The following is a 19,696-nucleotide window of genomic DNA, read 5'->3' as shown; positions in this document are numbered from 1 at the left end:
CCCCCCCCCCCCCCCCCCCCCCCCCCCCCCCCCCCCCCCCCCCCCCCCCCCCCCCCCCCCCCCCCCCCCCCCCCCCCCCCCCCCCCCCCCCCCCCGACCCACCCCCCACCCGCAGGCGCAACGCGAACCCCCACCGAACAGCAACGGGCCGCCGCAGGCACCCCCGCCCACCCGCCGGACGCTACCCCGCCTCCCTCTCCGGTAACACCTGATCCCGATCCGCCAGTCTTCGCAGCATCTCCAGCACCCGATCCCGAGACTCGTCCGCCGCGTCGATCGCCTCCATGCACTGCCAGTACGTCGCCTCGTCATCCGCCGAGCTGGCCATCCCGACGAGGGCGATCCCCACCTCCCCCAAGAGGCTGCCCAGATGCATCAACGCCTGCCGCGCCTCACCCAACTCCGTGAGCTGGGCCGCGCGTAAGGACCCGTCCGCCAGTTCCGGCGCCTGCAGCACCCCGCAGCCACGCCCCGCCAGCTCCGTCAACCCCAGCGCCTCACCCCGTAGTTCAGGCGGCCCGAACACCGCGAGCCGACTCCCTATCGCCTGAGCCAGGGCCTGTGCCTGCCACACCTCGGTCATGATCTCCGGCGTACCCCTGCTCCCCGCCAGCGCCCGCCTGCTCGTCACGATCAGCCGCACCGCGTCCATCCGCAGTCCCCGTCTGTCCCGACGCGCTGCCCACGCGTCCACCCGAACTCCCTTGTCCACTACCCAGAGTGAAGGCCCTTGAGACAAAACACCAGAGGAAGACGGAAATCTGCGGACAACTTTTCGGCTACGCCCCCCGAAATGAACACAGAGAGTGAAAACGGACTATGTTCCTCCCCACTCTCCCCTCCCCCTCCCCTCCCCCTTCCTCCTCCCCCACCGCCGCCCTCTCCCTACGGCGCCGGAAACCGCCGCTCGTTCCGGTCGATCTTCGCGTCCAGCGCCGCCAACGGATCGATCCCGAGCACCTCGCACAGCTGCAGCAGATAAGCCAGCACATCCGCGACCTCATCGCTCACCCGCGCCGCGGTATCCGGGTCGTCCATGACCCGCGCCGACTCCTCCGGCGTCAACCACTGGAAGATCTCCACCAGTTCGGACGCCTCGACGCTGAGCGCGGCGACGAGGTTCTTCGGCGTGTGATATGGCTGCCAGTTGCGCGCGGCGGCGAACTCGGCCAGCCTGCGCTGCAGCTTGGCCACATCAAGAGGTTCGTTCACGGCACCAGGTGTACCACCGTGATGCCGCCCACCTCCGCCACACCCTCAGCCCCCACGACCCCGGCAGCGCCCTCAGCCCCGGCAGCACCCGCCACCCCCAAAACCCCTGCCACGTCACTCACCGCCCCGACCACCCGAATATGCCCCCGCTCACACATGCGCGCCGCCAACCGCACCAACTCCCCGCGCTGCCCCGGATCCAGCCCCCGGTCGAGCCCATCCGCCAGCACGGTCAGCGTCTGCATGGCCGCCGGCACCTCACCGACCGAGTCGACATCCAGCACCCCGGGCCCGGTCAACAGCACCAACGACAGCGCGAGATACCGCAGCTCACCATCACCCAGCCGACCGAGCTCCGTACGAACCCCGTCCCCCCGGTCCAGCAACCCCCGCACCGTCCCGCCCTCCAGCACCTCGGCGAGAACATCCGCCACCACCCCGGCACACCCCGCCCCCACCGCGGCCACGAACTGCGCATGCCGCCGCCCGCACTCGGCACGGGTCCGCCACAGCACATCGGCGAGGTTGTCGCAGCCCCCGAGCAGCCGCCCGGAACCGATCGGCGCGGGAGCCCGCATCCGATCGGGCCGGGGATCGCAGGCGAAGACGGACCGCAACGCCACCACCATCTGCTCCGCGGCGGCGAGCACCCGCCGCTGCCCGTCCGTCTTGCCGGCCACCCGCAGCGGCAGCAGAGCGGTACCGAGCCGATCGTCCGGCAGCGGCGCCCGGGTCACCGGCGACTGACCGGCCGTATGCCAGGCGGCCTGCACATAGGGCCGGCTCGGATCACGCAGGGCCGTCTCCAGCAGGACGAGACCCCCCGCGCTCAACCGCTCCCCCACGATGCGCAGTTCGGGCTCGGCCTGCACGGCGACATCGAGCCGGACCGGGCCCTCGGGACCGTCGGCCGTGCAGCCGATACGGAAGCCGCGCCGCCGCCCGGCATCGGGCCGGGCCCGCTCGGGCACGCAGGCGACGGGATCGGCGAACACCTCACCGACCCCGGCACCGCCACCGAGCCGTGCCAGCGCTTCGTACGCCCGCAGCGCGGTCGTCTTCCCGCACCCGCTCGGCCCGGCGAAGAGCGTGAACGCGCCGAGCGCGAGCGAGGTCCGCCGATGCCCGGCGAACGCGGACAGCCGCAGCTCGGTGACGCGAGGCCGGCCGGTATGCGCCTCGGCCACGGACGCCACGGAGGACGAGTGGGAAGCGGCACCAGACACAGACGACACGGCCATGTCCGGACCGTAGGCCCCCCGCCGTCAGGCGAACCGTTCCACCCCGACAGCCTTCCTACGATCGAGGGAGCGCCCGCGAAGCCCACTCACGCGCCAGAAAACGACAGGCCCTCGCTGACCAGAACCCGCAGGCCCCTCGCCAGCCAAAACCCGCCGGTCCCTCACGCCCCAGACCCCGCAGGCCCCCTCACGCGCCCGGAACCCCCGCCCCCTCCATCAACCCACTCACCTCGGTCCCCGGCGGCGTCAGCAGGAACACATTCCGGTCCACCCGATGCATCCCGCTCGCCAGGCCGAAGACAACGCCCGTGCTGAAGTCGAGGACCCGTTTGGCGACCTCGGTCTCCGCCCCGGTCAGATCCAGCAGCACCGGAATCCCCGCCATGAGCGTCTCGGCGACGTCGCGGGCGTCCGCGAACACGTTGACCCGCAGGACGACGAACCGCCGACGCGGCTCCGTCACCGCCTCCGGGGGCACTCGGTGGTCCACCGCGGACGGCCAGGCGTCACGGCCGCGCAACGGCACGACCTGGGCGAGCCCCTCCCACTGTTCATCGGTGACGTCGTGGCTGTTCACCGGCTCCCCCCGCCTTGACTCGCCTTCAATGCCTGCACCAGCCAATTCTTACGCCAAGTCACCCGTTCGGCCCAACAGCGACACGATGCGCGACCGCATCGGGCCTCTCCCGCACCCCTCACATCGCCCTCACATCGGGCCCTCGGCGGCTGTGTGGCCGACGTAACTCCTCATGATCAAGGGATGTGACATCGACGTAACGGGCAATTCGTACGCTTCACTCACCACCCCGACCGTCGGAGAAAGGCAGCGTGTGACCGAGACCACCTCGACGACTCAGGTCCGGACGGTCTGCACCTACTGCGGGGTCGGCTGCGGAATCCTGCTGGACGTCGGGATGGGACCCGACGGGCGGCGTACGGTCCTGAAGGCCTCCGGCGACAAGGCGCACCCGGCGAACGCGGGCCGGCTGTGCACCAAGGGCGCGACCACGGCCGAGATGCTCGCCGCGCCCGGGCGGCTCACGAACGCACTGGTCAGGGACGACCGCGGCGAGGAGCCTGTGCCCTCCCCGATGGCCGACGCGATCTCCGAGACGGCCCGGCGGCTGCGCGCGATCATCGACGAGCACGGGCCGGACGCGGTCGCCTTCTACGTCTCCGGGCAGATGAGCCTCGAGGCCCAGTACCTTTCGAACAAACTGGCCAAGGGGTACATCCGCACCAACCAGATCGAGTCGAACTCGCGACTCTGCATGGCCAGCGCCGGCATGGGCTACAAGCTGTCCCTCGGCGCCGACGGGCCGCCCGGGTCGTACGAGGACTTCGAGAAGGCGGACGTCTTCCTGGTCATCGGCTCGAACATGGCCGACTGCCACCCCATCCTCTTCCTGCGCATGATGGAGCGGGTCAAGGCGGGCGCGAAACTCATCGTGGTCGATCCGCGACGCACCGCCACCGCCGCCAAGGCCGACCTGTTCCTCCAGGTCAGGCCGGGTACGGACCTCGCCCTGCTCAACGGTCTGCTGCACCTGCTCGTCGAGAACGGCCACACCGACCCCGACTTCATCGCCGCCCACACCGAGGGCTGGGAGGCGATGCCCGAGTTCCTCGCCGACTACGCTCCGGCCGCGGTCGCCGAGATCACCGGGATCGACGAGAGCGACCTGCGCACCGCCGCCCGGCTGATCGGTGAGGCCGGTGAGTGGATGAGCTGCTGGACGATGGGGCTCAACCAGTCCACGCACGGCACCTGGAACACGAACGCCCTGGTCAACCTGCATCTGGCCACCGGGGCCATCTGCCGCCCGGGCTCCGGTCCGTTCTCCCTCACCGGGCAGCCGAACGCCATGGGCGGGCGTGAGATGGGGTACATGGGGCCGGGGCTGCCGGGACAGCGGTCCGTCGCCGTGGACGCCGAGCGGGCCTTCGTCGAGGAGCTGTGGGAGCTGCCGCCGGGCACCCTGCGCGCCGACGGGGTCGGCAAGGGCACCGTCGAGATGTTCCGGAAGATGGCCGACGGGGAGATCAAGGCCTGCTGGATCATCTGCACCAACCCCGTCGCCTCGGTCGCCAATCGCCGTACCGTCATCGAGGGACTGGAGGCCGCCGAGTTCGTCGTCACGCAGGACGTGTTCGGCGAGACCGAGACCAACGCGTACGCCGATGTGGTGCTGCCGGGCGCGATGTGGACCGAGGGGGAGGGCGTCTTCGTCAACAGCGAGCGCAATCTCACGCTGACCCAGCCCGTGGCCGACCCGCCCGGGGAGGCGATGGCGGACTGGCGGATCATCGCGGCCGTCGCGTGTGCGATGGGGTACGAGAAGGGGTTCTCGTACGACAGTGCCGAGGACGTCTTCGAGGAGATACGGCGGGCCTGGAACCCGGTGACCGGCTGGGATCTGCGCGGGGTGACGTACGAGCGGCTGCGGGACACGCCCGTGCAGTGGCCGGCCGCCGACGTGGACGGGCCGGCGCGCAATCCGATCCGGTACGTCGACGCGGACGGCGGGCTGCGGTTCCCGACGGCGAGCGGGCGGGGTGTCTTCCACGCGCGGCCGCACATGCCGGCCGCCGAGATGCCGGACGACGACTACCCCTTCGTACTGAACACGGGGCGGGTGCAGCACCAGTGGCACACGCTGACGAAGACGGGGCGGGTGGCCAAGCTCAACAAGCTCAACCCCGGGCCCTTCGTGGAGGTGCATCCGCAGGACGCGCGTGAGCTGGGGATCGCCGACGGGGACCGGGTGGAGGTCGCCTCGCGGCGGGGGCGGGCGGTGCTGCCCGCGGTGGTGACGGACCGGGTGCGGCCAGGGGGGTGTTTCGCTCCGTTCCACTGGAACGACCTGTTCGGGGAGTATCTGAGCGTCAACGCGGTGACGAGCGACGCGGTGGATCCGATCTCCTTCCAGCCGGAGTTCAAGGTGTGCGCCGTGTCGCTGGCGAAGGTCAACGAGTCGGCCCCGGTTCCGGCCCCGGTGCGGCCCGCCGAGGTGATCGTCCCGACCTCCGTCACCCCGGGCGCCAACCCCTTCGGGCTCGACCCCACCCCGCCACCCGTCCTGACCGCCCAGGAACGGCTGTATCTGACCGGCTTCCTCGCCGGCATCGAGACCGGCGCGCCCGGCATCCCCGTCCTGCCGCCGGACGCGCCCTTCAGCCCCGAGCACGCCATGTGGGTCAACGGCGTCCTCGCCGGCATGTACTCACGGTCGGCGGACCGGCCCGCCGGCGCGCGGCAGCCTGGCCGTGAGGTCGTCGTACTGTGGGCCTCGCAGACGGGGAACGCCGAGGAGTTCGCCGGATCCGTGGCCGAGCGGCTGTCCGCCGACGGGCACCGGGCGACCCTCGCCGGCATGGACGACACCGACCCGGGCACGCTGCCGTCCGGAGCCGACCTGCTGCTGATCACCAGCACGTTCGGCGACGGTGACGCGCCCGACAACGGGTCGGGCTTCTGGGACACGCTGGCCGACGAGGGGGCTCCCCGGCTGGACGGAGTGCGGTACGCCGTACTCGCCTTCGGCGACTCGTCGTACGACGACTTCTGCGGGCACGGGCGGCGGCTGGACGCCCGCCTTGACGAGCTGGGCGCGGTGCGCCTGGCCCCTCGTACGGACTGCGAACCGGACTACGAGCCGTCCGCCGGTGTGTGGCTCGACCAGGTCCTCACGGCGCTGGGCAGTGGCACGGACGTATCCGCGGCCGCGAAGCCGAAGGCCCCGAGGGCCGATCCCAAGCCCGCCCCCGCCACCGCCCGCCTCGTCGGCAACCGGCTGCTCAGCCTGCCCGGCGCCGACAAGGAGGTGCGGCGCTTCACCTTCGACACGAGCGGGACCTCGCTGACGTACGAGGCGGGCGACGCGCTCGGCGTCCGTCCGGTCAACTCGCCCGCGCTGGTGGAGGAGTGGCTCGCGGTGACGGGTGTCGACGGCTCGACGGCCGTGCAGGTGGACGGGGTGGGGGAGGTCTCCTTCGCGGAGGCCCTGCACCGGCACCTCGACATCACGAAGATCACCTCTGATCTGCTCCGTTTCGTCGCCGAACGCGTCCGCGACGACCGGGAGCTGCGCCGGCTGCTGCGGCCCGACAACAAGGACGGTCTGGCGCAGTGGAGTTGGGGCCGGCAGTCGGTGGACGTCATCGCCGAGCACCCGGTGCGGGCGGGCGCCGAGGAGTGGGCCGGGGTGCTCAAGAAGCTCCAGCCGCGTCTGTACTCCATATCGTCGAGCCCGCTCGTCGACCCGCACAGCGTGTCGCTGACGGTCTCCGTCGTGCGGTACGAGAACCTGCACGGCCGGCCGCGCGGAGGGGTCTGCTCGCCCTTCCTCGCCGACGCCGAGCCGGGCACCGAGGTGCCGGTCTTCGTGCAGCGTTCCCCGCACTTCCGGCCGCCCGCGGACGCCACCACGCCGATGGTCATGGTCGGCCCGGGCACGGGCGTCGCGCCCTTCGTCGGCTTCCTGCAGGAGCGGCACGCGCTCGGGCACAAGGCGCCCAACTGGCTGTTCTTCGGGGAGCAGCACCGGGCCAGCGACTTCTACTACGAGGACGAGCTGACCGCGCTGCTCGACGAGGGCACCCTCGCCCGGCTGGACACCGCGTTCTCCCGCGACCAGCGCAACAAGGTGTACGTCCAGGACCGGATGCGCGAACACGGCCCGGAGCTGTGGCGCTGGCTCCAGGACGGCGCCCACTTCTACGTGTGCGGCGACGCCTCGCGCATGGCCAAGGACGTGGACCGGGCCCTCAGGGACATCGCGGTCGCGCACGGCGGGCTGGCGGAGGACGAGGCGGCGGCGTACGTGAAGCAGCTGGCGGCGGCGAAGCGGTACGTCCGGGACGTCTACTGACCCTCGGGGATCCGCCAGGGATCTCTCACCTGCCTCACACCGGACTCTTCACCTCCCTCGACACCCCGCTCACCAGGCGTGATTACCGTCCGGTGGCGTGCAGTTGGCAGCAGAACAGCAGCTGGTGGCACCCGGCCGACGGACGCAGTGGTCGGTGCCCGCCACGATCCTGGAACCCCCCGCCCAGTGGCACCGCGTGCTGACCCTCCTCGCGGACATCAGCCTCTTCATCGGCACCCGAGCGATCTGGACGCAGGCGGCCAGTCACCGGCTCGTCGTGGCCGCGGTCATCTCGGTGTGCTACGCCTCCATCCTGGTGTGTGGCGTGCTGGCGCTGGTGGTACGGCGGGCGAGGTCGCTGGCCCGCCTCGACCTGTGCGTCCTGGTGACCGCCGTGACGCTGACGCTCTGCGCGTGGGCGATGAACCACGCGGGCAGCGACGAGGCGATCCTCACCACCCAGGCCGCCCGTGAACTGGTCGCCGGGCACCCCGTCTACGGGCAGCCGTGGCCCTGGCTCTTCGGCCACGGCGTCGCGCTCACCCCGACGGTGACGGGCGGCTACGACTTCACGTACGGCTATCCGCCCCTGGCCCCGCTGCTGACGGCACCGCTGCTGTGGCTGGGGCACGGGGGCACGCCCGCGACGGCGGTGAGTACGGCGGCCCTCGTCGCCGGCGCCGTCGCGCTGTGGCGGATGCTGCCGACGCCGTGGCGGTCGGCGGCGACCATGGCGTGCCTGGGCTTCGGCTTCCTGCCGTCGTACGGCCGCCTCGGCTATCCGGCGATCGTGGCGCTGGCCCTGCTGGTGCCGGTGGTGGTGCGGTGGCCGCGGATCGGGCGGGGCGGGCGGCTCGGGGTGGCCGGGCTGGCGCGGGCGGCGTGTCTGGGGGCGGCGTGCGCGGCGCAGCAGTTGCCGTGGTTCGTCGCGCCGTTCCTGCTGGCCGGGATCTACGCCGTGCGGCGCGGGGAGCTGGGTGCGCGGGCGGCGGCGCTGGTGGTGGCGCGGATCGCCGGGGCCGCCGGGGTCGTATGGCTGTTGCTCAACACCTACTTCGTCGTGAGCGAGCCGGGCACCTGGATCCGGGGCATCGCGCTGCCGCTGACGCAGGGCGCGGTGATCCACGGGCAGGGCGTGGTCGGCGTCTCGTTGTACTTCACCGACGGCAGCGACCGGCTCGACTGGTACTCCCACGCGAGCATGCTGCTGGTGGCGGGGCTGCTCGCGCTGTTCGTGCTGTTCGTGCGGCGGCTGGGGCCCGCGGCGACCGTCCTGCCGTGGTGCGCGTTCTTTCTGGCGACCCGCTCGCAGGACGGCTACTACCTGATGATGACGCCGCTGTGGCTGGCGGCGGCGGTCACCGCACCCCCGTCGGAGTTCGCCACCGCCTGGCAGCCGCACCCGCGGCTGCTCCTGCGGCGTCCGGCGCGCATCGCGGCGGCCGCGCTGCTGCTCACCCCGGCCCTGGGGAGCGCGGCATGGGCGGCGACCGGGACGCCGCCGCTGGGGATGCGGGTGACGTCGGCGCGGTGGGCGACGCCGACTGCCGTGACCGGCCTGGACGTTGAGGTCACGAACACGGACTCCGCCGCCCTGACGCCCCACTTCACGCACACCACGGGCCAGGGCATGGACCCGTACTGGACGGTCGTCCGGGGACCCGCCGCGCTGGCCGCTCACACGACGGCGCGCTATGAACTCCGGCCGCCCGCCGGGAGGTTCGTGCTCCCGCGTCCGGGCGTACGGATCCGGCTGCGGGCCTTCACGGCCGTACCGCAGACGCTGTCGAGTGCCGACGTCAGGCTGCCGCGGTCCGGGTGAAGCGGAGGGTGGCGGCGACCGTGGTCAGGCCGCGGATCATGCCGAGCTGGTTCCAGTCCATGCCGAACTGGTCGCGGTCCACGGTGAACTCGGCGTCCAGGGTGAGCGCCTCGGCGTCGGCGCCGACGAGGCGGGCGGTGAAGGACTTGGGGCGGCTGATGCCGCGCACGGTGAGCTGACCGACGACGTGCACGCCGTCGCCGTCGCGGAGTTCGGCGCCGCGGACCGCGAAGGTGATCTCGGGGTGGTTGGCGGCGTCGAAGAAGTCGGCGGAGCGCAGGTGCTCGTCGCGCTTGGCGCTGCGGGTGTCCAGCGAGGCGACGTCCAGGGTGATCGTGCCGACGGCGGAGCCGTCGGGGCGGACCTCGCCGTTGCCGGTGACGGCGGTGAAGGCGCCCTTCACGGTGACCAGGCCCCAGAAGGTCTTGTGCCGGAGGGCGACGGTGGTGGCGGCGGGGTCGAGCTGCCAGGTTCCGGTTTCGACGGCGACGGTCATGATCTTTCACTCCTGAGCATCGGGGACATCATCGAGGGCTATAGTCCAAATTTGGATGACCCCACGCTAGCCGATACTCCAATTTTGAACAACAGCTACACTCGAAATCATGGCCGACCTCTCCGAATGCCCCTCCGCCTCCGGCGACGGACTCCTCCCCGTCGAGCTGCACGCCTGGATGCTGATGCTGGCCGCGACGGGAGCCGTCGAGCAGGAGCTGCGCACGGTCGTCAAGGAACGGCTGGACGTCTCGCACGACGAGTTCCTGATCCTGTGCCTGCTCGCCGCGGACCCCGGCCAGGCGCTGCGCATGACGCGGATCGCCGACCTCCTGGGCCGCCCCAAGACCCGCCTCACCTACCAGATCGCCTGCCTCCAGCACGCCGGCCTGGTCACCCGCAAGTCGGTCTGCGGCGACAAGCGGGGCGTCGAGGTCGCCCTCACCGAGAAGGCACGGGGCCTGATCAAGGAGGCTTCCGGGGGCCTCGCCGAGACGGTCAAGGAGGCGCTGGCCCGGTTCATGGGCCCCACGCAGCGCCAGGCGATGTGCGCGCTGATGCCCGACTTCGCGGCGGAGGCGACGGCGGAGTAGTCGCCGGTGCGGTCGCGGGTACCCGAGCGGCCCCGCACCGACACCGAGGAGGGGTCCATGGGCATCTCGGACCTGCCCGCTCCCGTCGTACGGCCCGAAGCCGTGCCCCCGTCCGACCCGGCCGCCCTGGAGACGGCGCTGCGGGAGCGTGTCGACGGGGAGGTCCGTTTCGATGCCGGGAGCCGGGCCGCGTACTCCACCGACGCCTCGAACTTCCGTCAGACGCCGATCGGCGTGGTCGTGCCGTACACGCCCGAGGCGGCCGCGGAGGCGGTGGCCGTCGCCCGGGAGCACGGCGCGCCCGTGCTGTCGCGGGGCGGCGGGACGTCTCTGGCGGGGCAGTGCACCAACACGGCCGTCGTGATCGACTGGTCGAAGTACTGCACGGGGCTGGAGTCGGTCGACGTCGAGGCCCGTACGTGTGTCGTCCAGCCGGGCATCGTCCTCGACGAGCTCAACCGGCGACTCGCCCCGACCGGGCTGCGCTTCGGCCCCGAGCCCGCCACCCACGCCAACTGCACGATCGGCGGCATGATCGGCAACAACTCGTGCGGCGCCACCGCGCAGGCGCACGGCAAGGTCGTCGACAACATCGCCCGCCTGGAAGTGCTGCTCTACGACGGCACCCGCTTCTGGTGCGGGGAGACCAGCGACGAGGAGTACGCCGAGATCGAGCGGCAGGGCGACCTGCGAGCCGCCGTGTACCGGCAGTTGCGCGCCCTGCGCGACACCCACGCCGACGACATCCGCCGCCGCTTCCCGCGGATCCCGCGCCGGGTCTCCGGCTACAACCTGGACTCGCTCCTGCCCGAGCACGGCTTCGACGTCGCCGGGCTGCTGGTCGGCAGCGAGTCGACGCTGGTCACCGTCCTGCGGGCGGAACTGGAGCTGGTGCCGGTGGTGGAGGAACGCACGCTGGTGGTGCTGGGGTTCGGGGACATCACGCTCGCCGCGGACGCCGTACCGGCGATCCTGCCGTACGAGCCGATCGCCCTGGAGGGTGTCGACCGCCGTCTGATCCACGACGAGCGGCTCAAGCACCTCAATGAGCGGGCGATCGACCAACTGCCCGAGGGAGACGCCTTCTTGATGGCGCAGTTCGGCGGCGAGAGCGTCGAGGAGGCCGACGAGCACGCGCACCGCATGCTGGACGCACTGCACGAGTCCGAGCACGACGCGGAGGTCGCCTTCCTGGACGACCCCGCCCACGAGGAGCAGCTCTGGCAGGTCCGCGAGGCCGGCCTCGGCGCCACCGCGCACATCCCCGACCGCCCGGACACCTGGGAGGGGTGGGAGGACTCGGCGGTGCCGCCGGAGCGGCTCGGCGAGTATCTGCGGCGGCTGCGCGGCCTGTTCGAGGAGTTCGGCTACCTCAGCGACACCGGCCCCAGCCTCTACGGCCACTTCGGGCAGGGGTGCGTGCACACGCGGATCCCCTTCGATCTGTACAGCGCCGAGGGCGTGGCCCACTACCGGCGGTTCATGGAGCGGGCGGCCGATCTGGTGGTCGAGTTCGGCGGGTCCCTCTCCGGCGAACACGGGGACGGGCAGAGCCGGGGGGAGCTGCTGCCACGGATGTTCGGGGAGGAGCTGGTGGAGGCGTTCGGGCGACTGAAAGGGGTCTTCGACCCGGGCGACCGGATGAACCCCGGGAAGGTCGTGGCGCCGTACGGGCTCGACGAGAACCTGCGGCTGGGCGGCGACTGGGCGCCGTACGACCCCCGCGACCTGCACTTCCGCTTCCCGCACGACGGCGGGTCCTTCGCCGAGGCCGCCAACCGGTGCGTCGGCGTGGGCAAGTGCCGTCGCCGGGAAACCGAGGGCGGTGCGGTGATGTGCCCGTCGTACCAGGTCACGCTGGAGGAGGAGCACTCCACGCGCGGCCGGGCCCGGCTGCTGTTCGAGATGCTCGACGGGCACGGCGACAGCGCGATCCGGGACGGCTGGCGTTCGCGGGCGGTCAAGGAGGCGCTCGATCTGTGCCTGGCCTGCAAGGGGTGCAAGAGCGACTGCCCGGCCGATGTCGACATGGCGACGTACAAGGCGGAGTTCCTGTCCCACCACTACGAGGGGCGGCCCTGGACGCGGCCCCGCTCCGATCTGTCGATGGGCTGGCTGCCGGTCGTCGCCCAGGCCGTGGGGCGGGGCGGGCTCGGCCCGGTCGTCAACGCCCTCACCCACACCCCGCCGCTGTCCCGGGCGGCGGTCGCGGTGGCCGGGATGGAGGACCGGGAAGTGCCGCTGTTCGCACGGGAGTCGTTGCAGCGGTGGTTCGCCCGCCGTGAGCGGCACCGCTCCTCGCCCGCCGGGGAGCGCGGGATGGTGCTGCTGTGGCCGGACACGTTCACCAGCTTCTTCCATCCGCACGTCGGTCAGGCCGCGGTGGAGCTGCTGGAGCATGCCGGCTGGCGGGTGACCCTGCCCAGCGAGCCGCTGTGCTGCGGGCTGACGTGGATCTCCACCGGGCAACTCGGGGTCGCCGAACGCGTCCTGACCCGGACCGTGCGCCACTTGGCCGCTCATCTGCGCGAGGGCGGGCTGGTGGTCGGCCTGGAGCCGAGCTGTACGGCCGTGTTCCGGTCGGACGCGGGCGAGCTGTTCCCCGACGACCGGGATGTGCGCAGGCTGGCGGAGCAGACGGTGACCTTGTCCGAGCTGCTCACCGAGCACAGCCCGGGATACGAGCCCCCGCGGGTGCCCGACCGCACGGCCCGCGCGCTGGCCCAGGTGCACTGCCACCAGCACGCCGTACTGGGCTGGGAGGCCGACGCGAAGCTGCTGCGCCGGGCCGGCGTCGACGCGGAGCAGCTGGATTCCGGATGCTGCGGTCTGGCCGGCAACTTCGGTTTCGAGCAAGGCCACTTGGAGGTCAGCCGGGCCTGCGCGGAACGCGTCCTGCTGCCGCGGCTGCGGGAGGAGGACGCCGGCACCGTGGTCCTCGCGGACGGGTTCAGCTGCCGTACCCAGATCCACGAGCTCGACAGCGGCGGCCACGAGGCGGTCCACCTGGCGGAGCTGCTGGCGTCGGCACTGCCGTCCCCCGAGGTGGCGGCGAGTGCGTACGGGCTCGCCCCGGGCGCCCGGCCGGCACCCCCGGGGCGCCGGGCGCGGGCTCTGGCGCTCGCTTCGGCGGGGGTGGCGGTGGGCGGGGTGGCCGCGGGGGTGGCTCGGGCGGTTCGGGGGATGCGGAGGCGCTGACCGGCCGCCCCGTCGCGGCCGGTCCTCTCCGCGTCAGGCGGAGGGTGCCCCGTCGAGAACCTCCACCCGGCCGGTGTCCAGGGAGTAGTAGGCGCTGACGACGGCCAGGCCGCCCTTCTTCACCAGCGAGGCGAGGGCGGGGTCGGTGCGCAGGCCGGCGGCCGTCTGCCGGGCATGGACGCGGATCATGGCGTCGACCGGGTCGTCGTGCTTCACCTTGGATATGGCCTCGTACGCCGGGCGGACGGCCTCGGCGATCGACTGGAGGTCGCCCGGCAGCGGCTTGCGCTCCTTCAGGGCCTTGTACGACGCCTTGACCGCACCGCAGCGCTGGTGCCCGAGCACGACGATCAGCGGGGTGCCCGAGGTCACGGGCCCGTACTCGACGGAACCGGTGACCACCGGGGCGACCACCTGACCGCCGGTGCGTATCGCGAACAGGTCGCCGATCCCGGTGTCGAAGACCATCTCCGGCGGCACGCGGGAGTCGATGCACGACACTATGACGCCGTACGGGTCCTGCTCCTCGGCGACGGACGCACGCCGGTCGAGACCCTGGTTCGGGCGCTGGAGCGTCCCGTTCACCCAGCGCTTGTTGCCGTCCAGCAGCCGCGCGAGCGCTGCCGCAGGCGTCTTGGGGGGTGCGCCCTCGGACGACGGCGGCGTCGCCGCCACGGCGGCCGCCGCCTTCGGAGCCGAGCCGTTGTCCGCCTTCGTCGAACATCCCGTGATCACGGCCGCGCTCGCCACGAGCCCTCCGGCGAGAACGGCTCGACGCTGCGGTTGCGAAACACTGCCCATGGCGCGCTTCCCTTCTGGTGTTTCCCCTGGTGGGGCGTGGTGCCACTGTTTCGAAACAGCGGTTAACGCCCGTACAGGCCAGATGCAGGGGACGGGAAACGCGCATCCAAATCACGCGGAGTGGTGGACTGTTCGGCGGCCTGCGGTGGTGTGACACCCAGGGTCCTGGCGTGCTCCGTCAACTCGCGCCACACCTTCGGTGCCACCGGCACGCCCTTCGCCGCGCGCTCTTCCGCCACCGCGGCGCCACGCTCCCCCGGGTAGAACACGCCCGCCGCGTCGTCCGCCTCCGGCAGGCCCTTGAGGGTGCTCAGGGCGGTGTCGACGGCCGCGGTGAAGGCCTCGGGGTCGCCGAAGGCCGCCGGGTCGAGCGCGATCAGCAGGGCGTTCTGGCGGTGTTTGCGTGGGTGTACTCCTCGGGCCACGTGACCCCGTACATGCACGGAGACCGGCGAAACGGTCGAGCACCTGTCGGCCGCGGACCAGATGGGGTGAGGCGCCCCGGCGTGCCCGCGCTCCGCCGAACGTTCCCGGGGCGGCCGGCGTCACAGAGGTGACCGTCGTCGAAGGGACCGCCGCCATGACCGCCGTACGTCTCACTGCCCGCCCCGTGTCCCGGCTCGCGCTGCTCGCGGGGATGCTCTGCGCGGTCGCCGCCTGCGACGACGAGACGTCGACGGCACCGGCGTCCACCCGGGCCACCTGGCAGGAGCCCTCCTCGTACACCTACACGCTCCGCTCCAGTGAAGGGGAGCGGAGCCTGCTCGGCACCTTCCGGATCACCGTCCGCGACGGTGCCGTGGCCAAGGCGGTGGGCCTCGACGACAGCGGCAGGCGCGTGGTCGAGGACGTCCCCGAGGCGGTGCCCACCATCGGGGCGCTCCTCGGCGAACTGGAGCAGGCGCGCCGGGACGACGCGGACACGGCCGAGGTGGAGTACGCGGCCGACGGGCATCCGGTGCGGATCTCCCTGGACTGGGAGGAGAACGCCGTCGACGACGAGGCCCGCTACGTCATCAGCGCCTACGAGCCGGTCGACGGCCGGCGCGTCGGCCGCTGACCGTGTCAGCCGTCGAAGCGCGGCCGTGATTCCAGTGCTACGTCTGCTTCGTCGCCGAACTCGGCCGCGTCAGGCCCGCGTAGCGGTGGGCGAGTCCGCCGGGAAGCAGGTATTCGGCCAGCAGGTTGCCGGCGCGGCGGGACGGCAGGCCCATGTCGTGCAGGAGTTCGTCGGCGCAGTGGATGTCGTAGGGGCCGAAGTCGTAGCCGCCGGAGCCCGGCAGCACCCGCTCCTGCCAGGCCAGGCGAGCGTCGATGGCGTCCCTCATCTCCGGCTCGGTCGGGGTGGTGCGCAGCGTGCCCCGGAAATGACCGGTCAGCCAGTGCGCGGTGAGTTCCACGCCCATGATGTTGTTGAAGACCTGCCGGAATCCGACGAATCCCAGCCGGTCGGCGCCGGGTGGCACGATGCCCCGGTAGAGCCGCAGCCGCCCGGCGGAGTCGTGCACGCGCACGCTCGGGTCCAGGAACGGGAAGACTTTGTGGTGCCCCGTGGCGAACACGATGACGTCCGCCGCCACTTCCTCGCCGGTCGCCAGTCGCAGCCCCTCGCTGGTGTAAGCCTCGACGGCACTGATCTTGGGGGCGATCAGGCCGCGGCGGACGGCCCGTACGTAGCCGCGCGGCATCACTCCGGCGTGGGCCAGGTGGAAGGGGAGCGCGTGCGCGGGCCGCAACTGCTTCGGCAGCCGGTACAGCCCGGCCGACAACAGCGTGTCGCGGGTGATGAGCCACCACAGCGCTCGCTTGACCCGCTCGTCGATGCGGTCGATCGGGCGGACACAGGCCGGATCGTGGTAGCGGGGCAGGAGCGCCTCACCGAGCCGGGTGAACAAGATCCACTTGTAGCCGACCATGCCGAGCAGGAACCGCTCGGGGACCATCCAGTTCACCTTGCGCTGCACGAGGGTGGCCGAGGCCGCCTCGCGTGCGGCGCGGGTGGCCAGGTCCAACGCGGACTTGCCGCCGCCCACGACGACCACGCGCCGGCCGGCGAATGCCCCCGCCCGCACTTCGTTGGAGTGCAGGACGGTCCCGCCGAACAGCTCACGCCCGGGCAGCTCGGGCACGTGGGCATGATGATGAGCGCCGCTGGCGACGACGACGTAGTCGAATCGTTCGCGCTGGACCTCGGCCCCCTTGTCGTCGACGGGCCGAGAGTCGATCGACCAGCCGGAGGCGCCCAGCCGCCCGGGCCCGTCCACCGGCCGGATGGAGACCACCTCGGTGCCGGGCCGGACGCGGTCCAGCACACCGAAGGTCTCGGCGTACTCCTCCAGGTAGCGTTGCGTGTCCGCCGCGGCGGCGAAGTGCAGGCGGTTGGGCAGGTCCGCGAACTCGAAGATGCGGAGCGCGGACTGGTTGGCCAGCCCGTCGTAGCAGCCTCCTGATGACCAGATCCCGCCGACCTGCTGGTACTTGTCGAAGACCGTGACGTCGAAGCCGTTCTCCAGCAGTACCTTGGCGGTGACGATTCCCCCGGGGCCGGCCCCGACAACACACGCTCTCATCCGCTGTCACTCTCCTTGGGTGGTCGGTGTCAACTTCCCTTTGGCGCTACCAGAGTTGCCGGTGCGGGGCCATCGGGTCGGACGGTGATGCCGTACGTCGCCCTCGTGGGTGTGGACGAGAAGACCGGGGTGTGGGCCGGCAGCAGGTGTTCGAGCAGGACGGTCGATTCGCGGAGCGCGAATTGCAGACCGACGCAGGCGCGGGGGCCGATACCGAAGGGGAAGTAGGCGCCCGGGTGGGCGGGGCGGCCGTCCGGGGCGGTGAAGCGCCGGGGGTCGAAGTGCTCCGGCTCCCGCCACAGTTCGGGGTCGCGGTGGGTGAGGTACGGGCAGACGAGGATGTCGGTGCCCGCCTCGATGGTGTGGCCGTCGGCGAGGGTGTCGGCCTCGGCGGCGTGGCGGGGCAGGAGCCAGGCGGAGGGGTAGAGGCGGAGCGTCTCGTGGACGAGGGCCTGGACGGCCTGGCGGCGCTGCGGTGAGCCCTCCTCGCCGGCGGCGAGAGCCTGTGCGCGGGCGGCGGGGTGCTGGTCGAGGAGCAGGTGGAGCCAGGTCAGGGTGGTCGCGGTCGTCTCGTGGCCGGCGGCGAGCAGGGTGACCAGCTCGTCGCGGATCAGCCGGTCGGTGTACTCGGGGCGCTCGGTGGCGGCGTCGGTCAGGACGTGCACGAGGCCAGGGCCGTCGGGACCCGCCGCCCCGCTGCGGGCGGCCTCGATGGCGCGCCGGGCCACCGCGTCGATCCGGGCGAGTTCGGCGGCGACGGCGCCCTGGGCTTCGGTGAGGTCGGCGGGCAGGGTCGGAAGGGCGGTCCCCACGGCCTCCACGGCGGCCAGTTCCTGCTCGGTTTCGTCGTCGAGAGGGTGCCCGGTGAGGGAGCGCCAGATGGCGTCGAGGGCGAAGCGGTGCATCTCCCGCCCGACGTCGAAGGTCTCCCCGGTACGGGCGTACCCGTCCCAGCGCTCGGCGGTGGTCCGGGCGGCAGCGGTGATCCGCTGCTCGTAGCGGCGCATCCCGGTCCCGGTGAACTGCCCCTGCAGCAGACGGCGTTGCCGCTTCCACGCCTCGCCCGTGGCGGCCATGACGCCGTCGCCGATCAGCAGGCGGGCGCGGTGGGAGCGCTTGACGTACCGCTCCGGGTGCCGGGCGAGTACATGCTGGACCGCCGCCGGATCGGTGACGAGAACGGTGGGCGCCGGCCCGATCCGGAACGCGGCGACGCCGCCGACCCGCTCGCGCACCTCGGCCAGCAGCTCGACCAGCTCACCTCCCCCCGCACGCCACCGCTGCACAAGTCCCGGCTCGGCTTCGGGCACCGGCCGCCCCGTGCGGGGAACGCGGGGAACGGAGGCGAGACCGGCTTCGGCTTCCATGTTTCTTCTCCTGGTCAACCGCTGGGCCCGGCCGCGGACTTGGCCGCGCCGGAGTACTGGCGCGAGTGCCGGCACGAGTGCGGGAACGAGCACTGGCACGACGGACTGTACGGGAGCGGGCACATCCGGTGACAGCCCGCGTCAACACGATCGCTGCCCCCGGGATGGCGCCACCGATGACGTTCCGCGACCCGCGGGGTCAGTACGGCCATGACTGAAGTGAACAAGCCGCCGGTCGTCTCCCGCCGGGAGTGGCTGACCGCGATCGACACCCTGCGCGTCCGGGAGAAGGCGCACACCCGCGAGGGCGACGCGATCGCCGCCGCCCGACGACGGCTGCCCATGACCGAGGTGGACCCGTCGGCCCCGCTCGTCACCGGCACGGGCCACGTCCCCCTGATCGACGTCTTCGAGGGCCGCTCCCAGCTGTTCGTGTCGTATCACATGTGGCACGACGGCCGTCCCGCCGCCGACCAGTGCGAGGGCTGCACCTTCTTCACCGGCCAGGTCCGCGAACTGTCCTATCTGCACCAGCGCGACGTCACCTTCGCCGTCTTCTGCCAGGGCCCCTTCGAGGAGTCCGACCGCTACCGCCGCTTCATGGGCTGGGAGCTGCCCTGGTACTCCGTACCCGCCGAGTCGCACGAACGGCTCGTCGCCGGCCGCCACTTCGGGATGAAGGCGTGCTACCTCCGCGACGGCGACCGCGTCTACGAGACGTACTGGACCACCGGCCGCGGCGTCGAACCCATGGCGCCGTCCTACGGCATCCTCGACATGACCGTCCACGGACGGCAGGAGACCTGGGAGGACTCCCCGCCCGGATGGCCACAGCCGTACGAGGCGCTCGGCCAGCAGTTCCGCAAGGACGGACGGCCCACCGCACAGTGGGCACGGATCGCCGCCGGCCACGACGACGACCTCCACAGCGGACAGCCCGGCACGGGGCCGGGCAGTTCGGGCTGCTGCGCGTGAACCCGAGCCCGACCGGCCGTCGCGACGGGCGTCCGTCCGGGGCTCAGACCGTCGGGTCTCTGACCGTCGAGTTCAGACCGTCGAGTTCAGACCGTCGGATCCCAGAGCCCCCGGGCCTCGTCGCGGGCGAGGTGCTCGGTGTAGACGCCGACCTTCCAGGCGATGACTGAGCGACATTCCTCCAACGCCTGTATCCGCTCCTCGACGCGCCGTTGATGGGCGTCGAGGAGCCGCAGGCGCTCGGCCTCGTTGCCCGGACCGTGCCGCACCAGCTCGGCGAACCGCTTGAGGTCGGCGAGCGGCATGCCGGATTCGCGCAGCCTGACGCAGATCAGCAGCCAGTCGACGTCGACCGGGGTGTAGCGCCGCCGGCCGCCCGCGGTGCGTTGGACCGGTCCGACCAGCAGGCCCTCGCGCTCGTAGAAGCGCAGCGCGTGCACGCTGAGTCCGGTCCGCTCGGCCACCTGGCCGATGCTCAGTGGCTCCGCGGGGGTCTCGGTGGTCGCCATACGGGCCAGCCTAGGACTTGATCTAGACCTCGCTCCAGCTCG

16 protein-coding genes are annotated in these 19,696 nt (G+C 72.1%); 6 read left to right on the top strand and 10 right to left on the bottom strand.

Features of this window, described 5'->3' with window-relative positions:
* Positions 1-181 precede the first annotated feature (181 nt).
* From ACIREI_RS39690 to ACIREI_RS39675, 4 genes are all read right to left on the bottom strand, one after another.
* Positions 182-652: a DUF6099 family protein gene (locus ACIREI_RS39690; protein WP_403343994.1), complete on the bottom strand. Its 471-nt coding sequence runs from the start codon at positions 650-652 to the stop codon at positions 182-184.
* A gap of 233 nt (positions 653-885) precedes the next feature.
* A complete protein-coding gene (locus ACIREI_RS39685) occupies positions 886-1,212 on the bottom strand; it encodes a nucleotide pyrophosphohydrolase (protein WP_403343965.1) in 327 nt (108 codons plus the stop codon).
* Complete coding sequence (locus ACIREI_RS39680) at positions 1,209-2,453, bottom strand: ATP-binding protein (RefSeq protein ID WP_403343962.1); 1,245 nt, start codon at positions 2,451-2,453, stop codon at positions 1,209-1,211. The genes ACIREI_RS39685 and ACIREI_RS39680 overlap by 4 nt, the downstream gene beginning before the upstream one ends.
* 187 nt (positions 2,454-2,640) lie before the next feature.
* Complete coding sequence (locus ACIREI_RS39675; protein ID WP_274244558.1) at positions 2,641-3,030, bottom strand: cell division protein SepF; 390 nt, start codon at positions 3,028-3,030, stop codon at positions 2,641-2,643.
* A 253-nt stretch (positions 3,031-3,283) separates the two neighbouring features.
* On the opposite strand from ACIREI_RS39675, the gene ACIREI_RS39670 reads away from it, so the two are divergent.
* Both ACIREI_RS39670 and ACIREI_RS39665 read left to right on the top strand, forming a co-directional pair.
* On the top strand, positions 3,284-7,324 hold the full coding sequence (locus ACIREI_RS39670) for a molybdopterin-dependent oxidoreductase (protein ID WP_403343959.1): 4,041 nt from the start codon (positions 3,284-3,286) through the stop codon (positions 7,322-7,324).
* Positions 7,325-7,445: 121 nt separating this feature from the next.
* Positions 7,446-9,146, top strand: coding sequence for a hypothetical protein (locus ACIREI_RS39665; protein ID WP_403343992.1), 1,701 nt, complete (start codon positions 7,446-7,448; stop codon positions 9,144-9,146).
* On the opposite strand, the gene ACIREI_RS39660 is transcribed toward ACIREI_RS39665, so the two are convergent.
* Positions 9,124-9,642, bottom strand: coding sequence for a YceI family protein (locus ACIREI_RS39660; RefSeq protein WP_403343956.1), 519 nt, complete (start codon positions 9,640-9,642; stop codon positions 9,124-9,126). The two genes, ACIREI_RS39665 and ACIREI_RS39660, sit on opposite strands and share 23 nt — an antisense overlap.
* A 109-nt stretch (positions 9,643-9,751) precedes the next feature.
* On the opposite strand from ACIREI_RS39660, the gene ACIREI_RS39655 reads away from it, so the two are divergent.
* Together ACIREI_RS39655 and ACIREI_RS39650 are read left to right on the top strand one after the other, a co-directional pair.
* The gene (locus ACIREI_RS39655; RefSeq protein WP_403343953.1) at positions 9,752-10,234 is read left to right on the top strand and encodes a MarR family winged helix-turn-helix transcriptional regulator; all 483 of its coding nucleotides are present in this window, start codon (positions 9,752-9,754) and stop codon (positions 10,232-10,234) included.
* Positions 10,235-10,291: 57 nt separating this feature from the next.
* The gene (locus ACIREI_RS39650; protein WP_403343950.1) at positions 10,292-13,432 is read left to right on the top strand and encodes an FAD-binding and (Fe-S)-binding domain-containing protein; all 3,141 of its coding nucleotides are present in this window, start codon (positions 10,292-10,294) and stop codon (positions 13,430-13,432) included.
* 33 nt (positions 13,433-13,465) lie between these two features.
* Here the strand turns inward: ACIREI_RS39650 and ACIREI_RS39645 are convergent, their stop codons facing one another.
* Positions 13,466-14,233: a carbonic anhydrase gene (locus ACIREI_RS39645; RefSeq protein ID WP_403343947.1), complete on the bottom strand. Its 768-nt coding sequence runs from the start codon at positions 14,231-14,233 to the stop codon at positions 13,466-13,468.
* A 62-nt stretch (positions 14,234-14,295) separates the two neighbouring features.
* Positions 14,296-14,658 carry an Ldh family oxidoreductase gene (locus ACIREI_RS39640; RefSeq protein ID WP_403343943.1) on the bottom strand — a complete coding sequence of 121 codons (363 nt, stop codon included), beginning with the start codon at positions 14,656-14,658 and terminating at the stop codon, positions 14,296-14,298.
* A gap of 155 nt (positions 14,659-14,813) precedes the next feature.
* Between ACIREI_RS39640 and ACIREI_RS39635 the strand changes: the two genes are divergently transcribed.
* Positions 14,814-15,293 carry a DUF6174 domain-containing protein gene (locus ACIREI_RS39635; protein WP_403343941.1) on the top strand — a complete coding sequence of 160 codons (480 nt, stop codon included), beginning with the start codon at positions 14,814-14,816 and terminating at the stop codon, positions 15,291-15,293.
* A gap of 37 nt (positions 15,294-15,330) precedes the next feature.
* On the opposite strand, the gene ACIREI_RS39630 is transcribed toward ACIREI_RS39635, so the two are convergent.
* Positions 15,331-16,803, bottom strand: coding sequence for a flavin-containing monooxygenase (locus ACIREI_RS39630; RefSeq protein ID WP_403343939.1), 1,473 nt, complete (start codon positions 16,801-16,803; stop codon positions 15,331-15,333).
* A 29-nt stretch (positions 16,804-16,832) separates the two neighbouring features.
* Positions 16,833-18,170: a cytochrome P450 gene (locus ACIREI_RS39625; RefSeq protein ID WP_403343936.1), complete on the bottom strand. Its 1,338-nt coding sequence runs from the start codon at positions 18,168-18,170 to the stop codon at positions 16,833-16,835.
* 210 nt (positions 18,171-18,380) lie between these two features.
* Between ACIREI_RS39625 and ACIREI_RS39620 the strand changes: the two genes are divergently transcribed.
* Complete coding sequence (locus tag ACIREI_RS39620) at positions 18,381-19,145, top strand: DUF899 family protein (protein WP_403343933.1); 765 nt, start codon at positions 18,381-18,383, stop codon at positions 19,143-19,145.
* Between the two features lie 86 nt (positions 19,146-19,231).
* On the opposite strand, the gene ACIREI_RS39615 is transcribed toward ACIREI_RS39620, so the two are convergent.
* On the bottom strand, positions 19,232-19,654 hold the full coding sequence (locus tag ACIREI_RS39615) for a MerR family transcriptional regulator (protein WP_403343930.1): 423 nt from the start codon (positions 19,652-19,654) through the stop codon (positions 19,232-19,234).
* Positions 19,655-19,696 lie beyond the last annotated feature (42 nt).

The organism is Streptomyces sp. NPDC093591, assembly GCF_044764885.1.
Taxonomy (GTDB): Bacteria; Actinomycetota; Actinomycetes; order Streptomycetales; family Streptomycetaceae; genus Streptomyces.
Note: the sequence above shows the minus strand (reverse complement) of the source record. Positions and strands in the feature narration are given on the sequence as shown.